This is a genomic window from Streptomyces sp. NP160, from assembly GCF_006335115.1.
Classification (GTDB): Bacteria; Actinomycetota; Actinomycetes; order Actinomycetales; family Quadrisphaeraceae; genus Quadrisphaera.
In genome coordinates this window covers 1-12,170 of record NZ_VDMJ01000036.1, presented here as the reverse complement: position 1 = coordinate 12,170, position 12,170 = coordinate 1, and the positions used below count along the sequence as shown (strand labels likewise).

General features: G+C 77.6%; 9 protein-coding genes and 1 pseudogene. 3 read left to right on the top strand and 7 right to left on the bottom strand.

Features of this window, described 5'->3' with window-relative positions:
• Positions 1–80: 80 nt before the first annotated feature.
• From FHN55_RS17165 to FHN55_RS17150, 4 genes are all read right to left on the bottom strand, one after another.
• On the bottom strand, positions 81–338 hold the full coding sequence (locus FHN55_RS17165) for an HPr family phosphocarrier protein (protein ID WP_139713557.1): 258 nt from the start codon (positions 336–338) through the stop codon (positions 81–83).
• 57 nt (positions 339–395) lie between these two features.
• Positions 396–2,492 (bottom strand): fructose-specific PTS transporter subunit EIIC, encoded by a 2,097-nt coding sequence (locus FHN55_RS17160; RefSeq protein ID WP_139713556.1) that lies wholly within the window; start codon positions 2,490–2,492, stop codon positions 396–398.
• Positions 2,493–2,566: 74 nt separating this feature from the next.
• Positions 2,567–3,565 (bottom strand): 1-phosphofructokinase family hexose kinase, encoded by a 999-nt coding sequence (locus FHN55_RS17155; protein ID WP_139713555.1) that lies wholly within the window; start codon positions 3,563–3,565, stop codon positions 2,567–2,569.
• Entirely contained in the window at positions 3,562–4,326 is a 765-nt protein-coding gene (locus tag FHN55_RS17150; RefSeq protein ID WP_139713554.1) for a DeoR/GlpR family DNA-binding transcription regulator, read from the bottom strand. The genes FHN55_RS17155 and FHN55_RS17150 overlap by 4 nt, the downstream gene beginning before the upstream one ends.
• A gap of 225 nt (positions 4,327–4,551) precedes the next feature.
• Here FHN55_RS17150 and FHN55_RS17145 point away from each other — a divergent pair, with 225 nt between their 5' ends.
• A complete protein-coding gene (locus FHN55_RS17145; protein WP_139713553.1) occupies positions 4,552–6,306 on the top strand; it encodes a phosphoenolpyruvate--protein phosphotransferase in 1,755 nt (584 codons plus the stop codon).
• A 157-nt stretch (positions 6,307–6,463) separates the two neighbouring features.
• Positions 6,464–9,121, top strand: coding sequence for an ATP-dependent helicase HrpB (gene hrpB, locus FHN55_RS17140; protein WP_139713558.1), 2,658 nt, complete (start codon positions 6,464–6,466; stop codon positions 9,119–9,121).
• Positions 9,122–9,136: 15 nt separating this feature from the next.
• On the opposite strand, the gene FHN55_RS17135 is transcribed toward hrpB, so the two are convergent.
• The 3 genes from FHN55_RS17135 to FHN55_RS17125 form a co-directional block, all read right to left on the bottom strand.
• The gene (locus FHN55_RS17135) at positions 9,137–9,829 is read right to left on the bottom strand and encodes a triacylglycerol lipase (RefSeq protein WP_139713552.1); all 693 of its coding nucleotides are present in this window, start codon (positions 9,827–9,829) and stop codon (positions 9,137–9,139) included.
• Positions 9,826–10,512: an alpha/beta fold hydrolase gene (locus FHN55_RS17130; RefSeq protein ID WP_180357914.1), complete on the bottom strand. Its 687-nt coding sequence runs from the start codon at positions 10,510–10,512 to the stop codon at positions 9,826–9,828. The genes FHN55_RS17135 and FHN55_RS17130 overlap by 4 nt, the downstream gene beginning before the upstream one ends.
• An 80-nt stretch (positions 10,513–10,592) precedes the next feature.
• Positions 10,593–10,949 (bottom strand): DUF1844 domain-containing protein, encoded by a 357-nt coding sequence (locus tag FHN55_RS17125; RefSeq protein WP_139713550.1) that lies wholly within the window; start codon positions 10,947–10,949, stop codon positions 10,593–10,595.
• Between the two features lie 310 nt (positions 10,950–11,259).
• Here FHN55_RS17125 and infC point away from each other — a divergent pair.
• Positions 11,260–11,898, top strand: a pseudogene (gene infC, locus FHN55_RS23835) (translation initiation factor IF-3); the annotation flags it as partial.
• Between the last annotated feature and the right edge of the window lie 272 nt (positions 11,899–12,170).

Below are 12,170 nucleotides of genomic sequence, written 5' to 3'. Positions count from 1 at the left end.
CAGCGGGCCGAGACGGCAGGAGGGCCCCCGCCGGGATCGGCGGGGGCCCTCCTGGGCGCTGCGTCGCGCAGCGGCGCCGGTCAGGCGTCGAGGTCCTTGGCGACCAGGTCGGCCACGGTCTGCATGGCGGCCTCGTCATCGGACTCGACGGTCACCTGGTCGCCCTTGGCGGCGCCCAGGGTCATGATCAGCAGGGCCGACCCGGCGTCGACGGGCTCCTGGCCGTCGACCGTCAGGGTCACCTCGGCGCCGGTGTCCGTGGCCGCCTGGGCGATCACGGCGGCGGGGCGGGCGTGCAGGCCGACGGCGGATCCGACGGTCACGGTGGTGCTGGGCACGGTGCTCTCCTTCGTCAGGGGGCGTGTCGTTCGGGGAGGAGTCGAGCAGAGCCGCGGTCAGGCCGCGACCGGGCGCTTGGCGGTGCTCTTGAGGGCGATGACGAGCGCGGCCGAGACCACGAACCCGACCACCAGCGCCGCCAGGAAGAGCACGACGTTGTTCATCGCGAAGAAGACGAAGATGCCGCCGTGGGGCGCGGACAGCTGCACCTTGAAGGCCATGATCAGCGCACCGGTGACGGCGCCGCCGGCCATGGAGGCCGGGATGATGCGCAGCGGGTCCGCCGCCGCGAACGGGATCGCGCCCTCGGAGATGAACGAGGCGCCCAGCAGCCAGGCGGCCTTGCCGTTCTCCTTCTCCACCGCGGAGAAGAGCTTCGGGCGGACGGCGGTGGCCAGGGCCATCGCCAGCGGGGGCACCATGCCGGCGGCCATGACGGCCGCCATGACCTGCAGCGAGCCGGGGTTGCTGACCGAGAGCCCGGCGGTGGCGAAGGCGTAGGCGGCCTTGTTGACCGGGCCGCCCAGGTCGAAGCACATCATCAGGCCGAGGATGACGCCGAGCAGGATCGCGGAGGTGCCGGTCAGGCCGGACAGCCAGCTCGACAGGCCGTTGGTGGCGGCGGCCAGGGGGCGGCCCAGGAAGAGGAACATCAGGCCGCCGGCGACGATCGAGGCCACGAGCGGGATGATCATCACGGGCATGAGGCCGCGCAGCCACTTCGGCACGTCGAGGCGGGAGAACGCGTAGGCCACCAGGCCGGCGAGCACACCGCCGACCAGGCCGCCGAGGAAGCCGGCGCCGGTGAAGACGGCCACGGCGCCCGCGGTGAAGCCGGGGGCGATGCCGGGGCGGTCGGCGATGCCGAAGGCGATGTAGCCGGCCAGCGCCGGCACGAGGAAGCTGAACGCCAGCGCGCCGATCTGGAAGAGCATCGCGCCGAGGTAGACGAGCAGCGCGCTGTCGCGCAGGCCGTCGCCCTGCAGGAGCGGCTCGGCGGCCTTGAGGGAGGCGACGTCGGGCAGGTTCCACAGGGAGTTGTTGAGCAGGATGCTGTCGGCGCCGCTGGGCAGGTTCGTGACGCGGTACCCGGCCAGCAGGAAGCCGAGCGCGATGAGCAGGCCGCCCGCTGCGACGAACGGGATCATGTAGCTGACGCCGGTCAGCAGCACCTGGCGCACCTTGACCCAGAACGGCACGTCGCCGCCCTGCACCGCGGTCGACGCCGACGAGCCGCCGCCGTCCCCGGCCACGCGGGCGGCCTGCGGGTCGGTGGAGGCGGTCAGCGCCTCGGCGACCATCGCGTCGGGCTCGTTGATGGCCCGCTTCACCCCGGAGGCGACGACCGGCTTGCCGGCGAACCGCTCGCGGCCCTTGACCGGGACGTCGGTGGCGAAGATGACGGCGTCCGCGCTGGCGATCAGCGAGGCCGGCAGCGGGGTGGTGGCGCCGGAGCCCTGCGTCTCGACCTTCAGCGTGATGCCTGCGCGCTCGGCGGCGGCGACCAGGGAGTCGGCGGCCATGTAGGTGTGCGCGATGCCGGTGGGGCACGCGGTCACCGCGACGACGACCTTGCCGCTGGCCTCCGAGGCGACCGACGCCGACGCAGCGCCGGCGGCGGGCGGAGCGGCGCTCGCGGTGGCGGCGGGGGTGGAGGTGGCCTCCTTGGCCGGGGCCGGCTTCGGCGAGACCACGTCGGTGACGAGGTCGACGACCTCCTGCTCGGTCTTCGCGGCGCGCAGGGCGGCGGTGAAGGCCGGCTTGACCAGCGCGCGGGCCAGCGCCGTGAGCAGCTTGAGGTGCTCCTGGCCGCCGGAGGCGGGCGCGGCGATGAGGAAGGCGAGGTCGGCGCCGCCGTCCGGGGCGCCGAAGTCGACCTTCGGCGAGAGGCGGGCGAAGGCCAGCGTCGCCGTCGTGACCGCCTCGGAGCGGCAGTGGGGGATGGCGATGCCGCCGGGCAGGCCGGTGGCCGACTGCGCCTCGCGGGCCATGGCGTCGCGCTGCAGGCCCTCCGCGCTGGTGGCGCGCCCGGTGCCGGCGACGGTCGCGGCGAGGGCCGCGATGACGTCCTCCTTGCGGGAGCCGAGGTCGGCGTCGAGGCGCACGAGGTGCGGCGTGATCAGCTGCGCCTGCGCTGTGGTGTCGGTGGACATGCGGTCCGGTCCTCCTGGTCTGGCCGACGGCGTCGGCGGTCCGTGCTGGGGGATGAGCTGGTGCGGGAAGGCGGTCAGAGGCGCCGGGTGGTGACCCGGTCGCGCTGCACGTGCTCGGGCCCGGGGAGGGTCGAGCCGGGCAGCTGCACGGCGGCGGTGCCGTGGGCGACGGCGACGGCGAGGCGCTCGGCCTCGTCGGCGCCGTCGAGCTCGGCCAGCAGGTAGCCGGCGAGGGTGGAGTCTCCGGCGCCGACGGTGCTCACCGGCGTGACGGGCTCGTGCACGGCGTGCCAGGCGCCGCCGGCGGTGACGAGCAGGGCGCCCGCGCCGCCGAGGGTCACCAGGACGGTCTCGACGCCCCGCTCGACCAGGGTCGAGGCGGCCTTCGCCGCGGCCAGCGGGTCGGCCTCCAGCTCGGCGCCGGCGGCACCGCCGCGGCCGGGCGCAGCCAGGCCGGTGAGCTCGGCGAGCTCCTCGGCGTTCGGCTTGAGCAGGTCGGGCAGCGCCGTCGCGGTCCGCGAGGAGCCGGTGGACGACGACGGGGCGTCTGGGCCCGCGGTGGCGAGCAGCGCCGCGCCGGAGGTGTCCACGGCGACCCGGGCGCCGGTGGAGCGCAGCTGCGCCGCGAGCTGGCCGTACCAGCCGTCGTCCACGCCGGGCGGCAGCGACCCCGACAGCGCCACCCAGCGGGCGCCGGCGGCCTCGCGGCGCAGCGCCTCCGCCAGGCCGGCGCGCGCGGCGGCGTCCAGGGGCGCGCCGGGCGCGTTGACCTTCGTGGTGGTGCCGTCGGGCTCGGCGAGGGTGAGGTTCACCCGCGAGTGCGCCGCGATGGGCACGGCGCGGTGCACGAGGTGCAGCTCGCGCAGCGCCAGCAGCAGCGGGTCGTCGGGGTGGCCGGGCAGGACGGCGACGGCGGTGCGCCCACCGGCGGACACCACCCGCGCCACGTTGACGCCCTTGCCGCCAGGCTGGTCGACCGCGGCGGCCGAGCGCAGCACGGAGCCGCGCTCGAGCGGACCGGCCAGGGCGACCAGGCGGTCGAGGCTGGGGTTGGCGGTCAGGGTGACGATCACGCGACCAGCACCTCCACTCCACGGGCTTCGAGGGACTTCAGCTCGCGCCGCGGGGCGCTCGCGTCGGTGACGAGGACGTCGACCTGGTCGAGCCCGGCGAAGCGCACGAGGTGCTCCTGCCCGAGCTTGGAGGCGTCGGCGAGCACGACGACGCGGCGGCCGGCGGCGACGAGCGCCCGCTTGAGGGCGGCCTCGTCGTGGTCGGGGGTGGTCAGCCCGTGGTCGGCGGTGAGGCCGTTGGTGCCGACGAAGGCGGTGTCGACGCGCAGGGCGCCGAGGGAGGCCAGCGCGTCCGGGCCGACCGCGGCGTGCGTGGTGCCGCGCACCCGGCCGCCCACGAGGTGGAGGTCGATGCGCCCGGCGCCGGCCAGCTGCGCGGCCACGGGGACGGCGCTGGTCACGACCAGCAGGGGGGAGTCCAGCGGCAGCAGGCGGGCCAGGCGGACCGTCGTCGTCCCGGCGTCCAGCGCGATGGAGCCCCCGCTGGGGACCAGGTCGAGGGCGGCCCGGGCGATCCGGTCCTTGGCGTCGGCGCGCTCGACGTCGCGGTCGGCCACGGCCCGCTCCACCACGGTGAGGGAGGAGGTGGGGACCGCGCCCCCGTGGACGCGGCGCAGCAGGCCGGCCTTCTCCAGGGCGGCCAGGTCTCGGCGGACGGTCTCGGTGGTGACGCCGAACTGGGCGGCGACGTCCGTGACGGCGACCCGCCCCTGCTGGCGGACCAGCCCGGCGATCGCCTCGTGGCGCTCTGTCGCGTACAACGGCGCACTCCCTCGTGCCTGCGTGTGGTCCTCGGCGTCCCGCTGTCTCCCGAGCCCGCTGCGATGTGGGTTCATGTGGGAAACAACTTTGTGATGTGTGGTTCTACGCCCGTTCATGTTGTTGTGTCAAGGGGTGGGTTCGGTGCACCCTGGTCCAGGGCACCAGCCCGTCAGCCCGTCCTCACCCGTCGCAGCGGCGGGTCCCGCTCCAGCGCAGGAGTCACGATGAGCAGCGTCGCCACCCCTCCCTCCGCCTCCGCCGGCCCGTCCGCGGGCGCAGGTCCGGAGGGTCGCTCCCTGGTCGGCATCCCCGTGGTGCCGGGCGTGGGAGCCGGTCCGGTGGTGCGCCCGGCGGACCGGCCCCGCCTGCCCGTGGTGACCGGCGAGCCGTCCGTCGCCGAGGACGCCCGCCCGGCCGAGGTCGAGCGCTTCCAGGCGGCGGCCGGCGTCGTCGCCGAGCGCCTCGAGGGCCGTGCCACGCGCGCCACGGGCGCCGCCGCCGAGGTGCTGGAGGCCACCGCAGGCCTCGCCCGCGACCGCGGCCTGCTCGCCGCCGTCGCCAAGCGCGTCAAGGCCGGCGCACCGGCCGACCAGGCCGTCGTCGGCGCCGCCGACCAGTTCAGCGCCATGTTCACCCAGCTCGGCGGGGTCATGGCCGAGCGCGTCACCGACCTCGCGGACCTGCGCGACCGGCTCGTGGCCGAGCTCACCGGCCAGGAGGAGCCCGGCGTCCCGGTGCCTGCCGACCCCTCGGTGCTCCTGGCCGACGACCTCGCCCCCGCCGACACCGCGGGCCTGCAGCCGGAGCTGGTGCTCGCCATCGCGACCACGCGCGGCGGCCCCACGAGCCACACCGCGATCATCGCCCGCCAGCTGGGCATCCCCTGCGTCGTGGCCGTCGGCGGCCTGGACGACGTCGCCACCGGCCAGTTCGTGCTGGTCGACGGCACTGGCGGCGAGGTGGCCGTCGAGCCCGACCGCGCGCACGCCGCCGCCCGCGTGGAGGCCTCCGAGCGCGAGGCCGCCGCCGTCGCCGCGTGGACCGGACCGGGCGCCACCGCCGACGGCCACACCGTCGACGTGCTCGCCAACGTCCAGGACGGCGCCGGCGCCCGCAGGGCCGCCGCCACCGGCGCGCAGGGCGTGGGGCTGTTCCGCACCGAGCTGTGCTTCCTCGACGCCGACGCCGAGCCGTCGGTCCAGGAGCAGGCCCGCGTCTACGGGGAGGTCTTCGCCGCCTTCGCCGACCGTCCGGCCGGCGCGGGCGCGGGCTCCAAGGTGGTGGTCCGCACGCTGGACGCGGGCTCGGACAAGCCGCTGAAGTTCGCCACCGCGCCCGACGAGGACAACCCCGCCCTCGGCGTGCGCGGCCTGCGCATCGCCTGGAAGCAGGAGGGCGTCCTCGAGCGCCAGCTCGACGCCATCGCCCTGGCCGCCGAGCAGACCGGCACCTCGCCGTGGGTGATGGCGCCGATGGTCGCGACCGCCGCGGAGGCCCGCGACTTCGCCACGCGCGTCCGCGCCCGCGGCCTGACGGCGGGGGTCATGATCGAGGTCCCCGCGGCCGCGCTGCACGCCGAGCGCATCCTGCGCGAGGTCGACTTCCTCTCCATCGGCACCAACGACCTGGCGCAGTACACCCTCGCCGCAGACCGGCTCTCCGCCGACCTCGCGCACCTCAACGACCCGTGGCAGCCCGCGCTGCTGCAGCTCGTGGCCCTGACCGCCGCCGCCGGGGCGGCCGCCGGCAAGCCCGTCGGCGTCTGCGGCGAGGCCGCGGCCGACCCGCTGCTGGGCGCGGTGCTCGCGGGCATGGGCATCACGTCGCTGTCGTGCGCGGCCAGCGCCGTCTCCGCCGTCGGCGCGCGCCTGGCGCAGGTGGAGCTGGCCGCGTGCCAGGAGGCCGCCCGCGCCGCCGTCGCCGCCGACGACCCGGCCGCCGCCCGCGCCGCCGCCCGCGAGGTCCTCCTCGGCGCCTGACCTCGGCGCCCGGGGGCCGTCCCCCACTCGGTGCGCCGCAGCCTCCTCGTCCCGCACTCGCGTCACCGAGTGCGGGATGAGGGGGTCGTGATGGCGCACTGGGGTGGTCGAGTGCGAGGAGGGAGGGCCTGGGCGGAGCGGGGAGGATGGCGGCGTGATGCTGCCGCCCCCGGGGCTGCCGGGCTCGGGCGCCGACCTGCCGGTCCGGGAGGTCCTCGACGAGCTCGCCGCGGCCCTCGCCGAGCGCGGCACCGCCCTGCTCGTCGCCCCGCCGGGCACCGGCAAGACCACGCTCGTCCCGCTCGCCCTGGCCGACGCGCTCCCGGCAGCGGCGGGCCGCGTGGTGGTCGCCGAGCCCCGGCGCGTGGCCGTCCGCGCCGCCGCCCGCCGGATGGCCTCCCTGGTCGGCGAGCCCGTCGGGCAGCGCGTCGGCTGGAGCGTCCGGGGTGAGCGCCGCACCAGCGCCAGCACCCGCGTGGAGGTGGTCACCACCGGTCTGCTGCTGCGGCGCCTGCAGCGGGACCCGGAGCTGCCGGGCGTCGCCGTCGTCGTCCTCGACGAGGTGCACGAGCGCCACCTCGACGCCGACCTCGCCCTCGCCCTCCTCCTCGACGCCCGCGCCGCGCTGCGTCCCGACCTGCGCGTCCTGGCCGCATCGGCCATCCCCGACACCGCCCGCCTCGCCGCCGTGCTCGGCTCCTCCGGCGGTGAGGACGAGGACGAGGACGACGACGGCGGCGCGCGGCCGGCGCCCGTCGTCGTCGCCACCGCGCCCGTCCACCCCCTCGAGGTGGTGTGGGCGCCGCCCACCCGGCCCGTGCGCCCGCCCGAAGGCACCCGCACCGACCCCGCGCTGCTCGACCACGTCGCCGCGACCACCCGGCGCGCCCTGGCCGAGAGGCCCGGTGACGTGCTGGTGTTCGTGCCCGGGGCCGCCGAGGTCGGCGGGGTGCGCTCCCGCCTGGCCTCCTCGGTGGACGGCGACGTCGACGTGCTGGCCCTGTCCGGCCGGCAGTCCTCCGACCAGCAGGACGCCGCGCTGCGCCCGTCCGAGCCCGGCCGGCGGCGCGTCGTGGTCTCCACCGCGGTCGCCGAGTCGAGCCTGACCGTGCCCGGCGTGCGGGCCGTGGTCGACGCGGGCCTCGCGCGCGTCCCGCGCACCGACCACGCCCGCGGTCTCGGCGGGCTGGCCACCGTGCGGGTCAGCCGCGCCGCCGCCGAGCAGCGCGCCGGTCGCGCCGCCCGCGAGGCGCCCGGCACCGTCTACCGGTGCTGGAGCGCGCTGGAGCACGAGCGCCTCGCGGCCCAGCCGCAGCCGGAGGTCGCCACCGCCGACCTCACCGGGGCCGTGCTGGCGCTGGCCGCCTGGTCCCGGGCCGACGGCGCCGGACTGCCGCTGCTCGACCCGCTGCCCGCCAGTGCCACCGCCGCCGCCGTGCGCGTCCTGCACGACCTCGGCCTGCTCGACGGCGTCGACCCCGCCGCCGCGCGTCCCACCGACCGCGGCCGCGCGGTCGCCTCTCTGGGCCTGGAGCCGCGCTGGGGCCGCGCGCTGCTCGACGGCTCGGCCCTGGTGGGGGAACGGACCGCCGCCGAGGTGGTCGCGCTGCTCAGCGAGGACGGCCTGGTGGGCGGTGGCGGCCCGGGCGGGGGTCCGAGCGACGACGTCGCCGCGAGCTGGCGAGCGCTGCGGCGCGACGACGACCCCGGCCGCTCGGCCCGCTGGCGCGCTGAGGTGCGGCGCCTGTCCGGGGCGCTGGCCGGGCTCCCGGCCGACCAGCGGCCCGAGGTCGGGGCGCGGGCTGCGCGCCTCACCGACGACGCCGCCGCCGGCCTCGTCGTCGGCCTGGCCCACCCGGAGCGCCTCGCCCGCGTCCGCCCCGGAGGGGAGTCCTACCTGACCGCCGGCGGCACGGCGGTCCGCCTGGCCCCGGGGTCGGCGCTGCGCGGGGCGGCCTGGCTGGCGGTGGCCGTCGCGGACCGGTCGGGCCGCGACCCCGAGGCCAGGGTGCGCGCGGCCGCCGCCGTCGACGAGGACGGCGCTCGCGCGGCGGCTCCGCAGCTGCTCACCGTGGGTGAGGAGGTCTCCTGGGAGGGCGGCGCCGGCGGTGACGTGGTGGCGCGGCGCGTGGAGCGCCTGGGCGCCGTCGAGCTGGCCAGCCGTCCGCTCACCGGAGCCCTCGACGAGCGCCAGCGCGCCCTGGTGGCCGCGGCCCTCGCCGACGGCCTGGCCCAGGCCGGCCTGGCCCTGCTGCCGTGGCCGGAGGGGGCGGTGCGCCTGCGGCAGCGCCTTGCCGCGTGCCGCGCCGCCCTCGGCGACCCCTGGCCCGCCGTCGACGACGACGCCCTGCTCGCCCGCGCCGCCGAGTGGCTCGGCCCCGAGCTGGCCGGCGCCCGCCGCCGCGCCGACCTCGAGCGGGTGGACACCACCACCGCGCTGCGCCGGCTGCTGCCGTGGCCCGAGGCGGCCCGGCTGGACGAGCTGGCCCCCGAGCGCCTGCGGCTCCCGGACGGAGGCGCACGGGTCCTCGGCCAGCACGGCGCGGACCAGAGCAGCGCCCGGCTCGACTGGTCCGACCCGGCGGCCCCGGTGCTGGCGGTCCGCCTCCAGCGGGTGCTGGGCTGGACCGCGGCACCGCGCGTGCTGGACGGGCGCGTCGCCGTCGTCGTCCACCTGCTCTCCCCGGCCGGGCGGCCGCTGGCGATCACGGCCGACCTGGCGGGGTTCTGGCGCGGCGCCTACCGGGAGGTGCGGGCGCAGGCGCGCGGGCGCTACCCCAAGCACGCCTGGCCGGAGGACCCGCTGGCCCCGTGAGGTGGCGTGCGGCGGTCAGCGCAGGGCGTCGAGCACGGCCCGGTGCAGGCGGCGGTCGCTGAGCACGCGGAAGTGCCCGACGGCGTCCAGGCGGACGTTCCGCGCGCCGGGCAGGTCGCGCGGGCGCGGGGTGGTCGGGTCGACGGCGCTGCGCACGGCCGTGATCCGGTCGTCGGCGCCGTAGGCCCCGGCCAGGCGGGCGAGCAGCGGGTCGTCGGGCCGGAAGGCCCGCACCGAGCGCAGCCACGGCACCCACCGCGCCAGGGAGGAGCCGGCGAAGGGGGTGTTCACCGCCACCAGCCGCTCGAACGGCGCGCCGGGGCGCTCCAGGGCGCCGCTCTCGGCGTCCTGGACGAGGAGCAGCTTGCCGACCAGCCCGCCCTTGCTGTGGGCGACCAGCGCGGCGCCGCGCAGGCCGCGCTCGGCGGCGAAGGTGCGCACGAGGTCCGCACCGTCGGGGATGCTCGCCCGCTGGAAGCCGAGCGCCTCCACGGCGTGCACCGCGTGGCCCTCCTCGCGCAGCGCCTCGGTGAGCGGGGCGAGGAACCGCCACGACTCGTAGACACCCGGCACCAGCACCACGTCGCGGCAGCCCGGAGCGGGCGGGCCGTCCTGCGGGGGCGACCCCCTGCGCAGGCTGCGCAGCTGCCAGCGCAGGGCGTAGGCCCAGTCCGCGAGCCACCACCAGGGCACCGAGGCCCGGTTCACGTGGCGGCCGCCGCCTCGACCAGCTCCGCCACGGGACCGGGGTGCGACCACTGGGCCACGTGGTGGGCGCCCGGCACCTCGGTCGCGCCGACGAGCGAGGCGCGCGGCACCCGCAGCGCCAGGCGCGCCAGCCAGCCCCGCGGGGCCACCGGGTCGTGCTGGCCGCGCGCCACCAGCACCGGCACCGCGGCGGCGGCGAGGTGGTCCTCGATGCGGTCGGACAGCATCGGCCCCACCGTGCCCAGGTAGGTGCGCGGACCGCACCTCAGGTACGAGGCCGCCTGCACGGGCGCCAGCGAGACGGGCTCGCGCACGCTGTTGCGCGCCAGGCGCAGGCCCTGCCGCAGCGCGCTGCGCGCGCGGTCGTCCGTGGTGGGGCCGAGCAGGACGGCGGCGCGCGCGGCGCGCGGGTGGGCGGCCACCAGGGCCGCCGCCACCTGGCAGCCCAGCGAGTGCCCCAGCAGCAGCGGGGCCGGGGCCCCGGTGGGCGACGTCGTGGCCAGGTCGGCCAGGACCCGCGCCACCGAGGCGGCGTGCTCGTCCACGGTCAGCGGTCGCGCCGGCTGCGGTGAGCGACCGTGCCCGGCCAGGTCGGGCACGACCACCCGCCACCGCTGCGCCAGCAGCCGCGACAGCGGCCCGAAGTACGCACCCGAGGAGCCGATGCCGTGCACCAGCACCACCGCTGGCGCAGCGGGGTCGCCCCGGTGCTCGACGTGCAGCGCCGCCCCGAGCGGGCGGGCCCTGCGGAGCTGGCGGGACCTCAGCGGACGGGCCCGGTGTACTTCTCGCCGGGGCCGGCGCCGTGGGCGTCCGGGAAGGGGGAGGCCTCCCGGAAGGCCAGCTGCAGCGAGCGGAGGCCGTCGCGCAGCGGCCTGGCGTGGTGGTCGCCGATCTCGGGGGAGGCCGCCGTGACCAGGCCCGCGAGGGCGGTGATGAGCACGCGGGCCTCGCCCAGGTCGAGGTGGCCGCCCTCCTCGGCGTCCTCCGCGAGCCCGCACTTCACCGCCGCGGCGCTCATGAGGTGGACGGCAGCTGCCGTCACCACCTCCACCGCGGGCACCTCGGCGAGGTCCCTGACGGCGGTGGAGGACTCGGCGCTGGTCTCTGGCTGGCTCACGCTGGTACATTAGGCGACTGACCGACCGCGGCTCCGTGACCGCGCCCGCTCCCGCCCGGCCCCGCCGGGCACCGGGAGCGCCGCAGAACGGGGCCCGGTGCGCCAAGTGGAGGCCTCCTCCCACCCGCGTCGGCCCTCACGGGCCGCCGGGTCCCCGGTCCACCGCACCGCCCCGCTGAGCACCGGGGGTGAGTGCGGTTCTCGAGCGTCGCCCGCGACGCCCGAGCCGGGTCAGGCCCTCGCGACGCGTCCGCCGGGGGAGACCCTCCCGCGACGGTGGTTCCGAGCACGTCGCAGAGGAGCAAGGCACATCAGCGAACCGCGCATCAACGACCGCATCCGCGTCCCCGAGGTGCGGCTGGTCGGGCCGAACGGTGAGCAGGTCGGGATCGTGCGCGTCGAGGACGCGCTCCGCCTCGCGCAGGAGGCCGACCTCGACCTGGTCGAGGTCGCCCCGCAGGCGAAGCCCCCGGTCTGCAAGCTCATGGACTTCGGGAAGTTCAAGTACGAGTCCGCGATGAAGGACCGCGAGGCTCGGAAGAACCAGTCGAACACCGTGCTGAAGACCGTCCGGCTGCGCCTGAAGATCGACCCGCACGACTACGAGACCAAGAAGGGCTTCGCCGAGAAGTTCCTCGAGGGCGGCGACAAGGTCAAGGTCATGATCATGTTCCGGGGTCGTGAGCAGTCGCGCCCGGAGATGGGTCTGCGGCTCCTCCAGCGCTTCGCCGGCGACGTCGCCGAGCTGGGCTCCATCGAGTCCAGCCCGCAGCAGGACGGCCGCAACATGGTCATGGTCATCGGCCCGACGCGCCGCAAGGCCGACGTCAAGGCGGAGCAGAAGGCCGAGCAGCGCAGCCGCCGCGACGCCGACCGCACCGCCCGCGCCGAGCGCACCCAGAAGGAGCGCGAGGAGCAGGCCGAGCGCGAGTCGGCGGCTCCCGAGGCTCCCGCGGCGCCGGAGGTCTCCCCGCTCATCGCCGAGGGCGACGAGCCGCTGTTCGTGCGCCGCGCGCCGCAGCCCGCGTCCGCCCCGGCGGCCCGCGAGGGCGGCTACCGCGGTGACCGCGAGGGCGGCTACCGCGGCGGCGACCGCGACGGTGGCGGCTACCGCGGGGACCGCGAGGGCGGTTACCGCGGTGGTGACCGCGACGGTGGCGGCTACCGCGGCGACCGGGGCGGCGACCGCCCCGACCGGCCCGACCGCGAGGGCGGCTACCG

Excerpts from the sequence above, each read along its gene's own strand:
- FHN55_RS17160 (WP_139713556.1), bottom strand. The coding sequence starts at position 2,492 with ATGTCCACCGACACCACAGCGCAGGCGCAGCTGATCACGCCGCACCTC.
- FHN55_RS17145 (WP_139713553.1), top strand. The coding sequence starts at position 4,552 with ATGAGCAGCGTCGCCACCCCTCCCTCCGCCTCCGCCGGCCCGTCCGCG.
- hrpB (WP_139713558.1), top strand. The coding sequence starts at position 6,464 with ATGCTGCCGCCCCCGGGGCTGCCGGGCTCGGGCGCCGACCTGCCGGTC.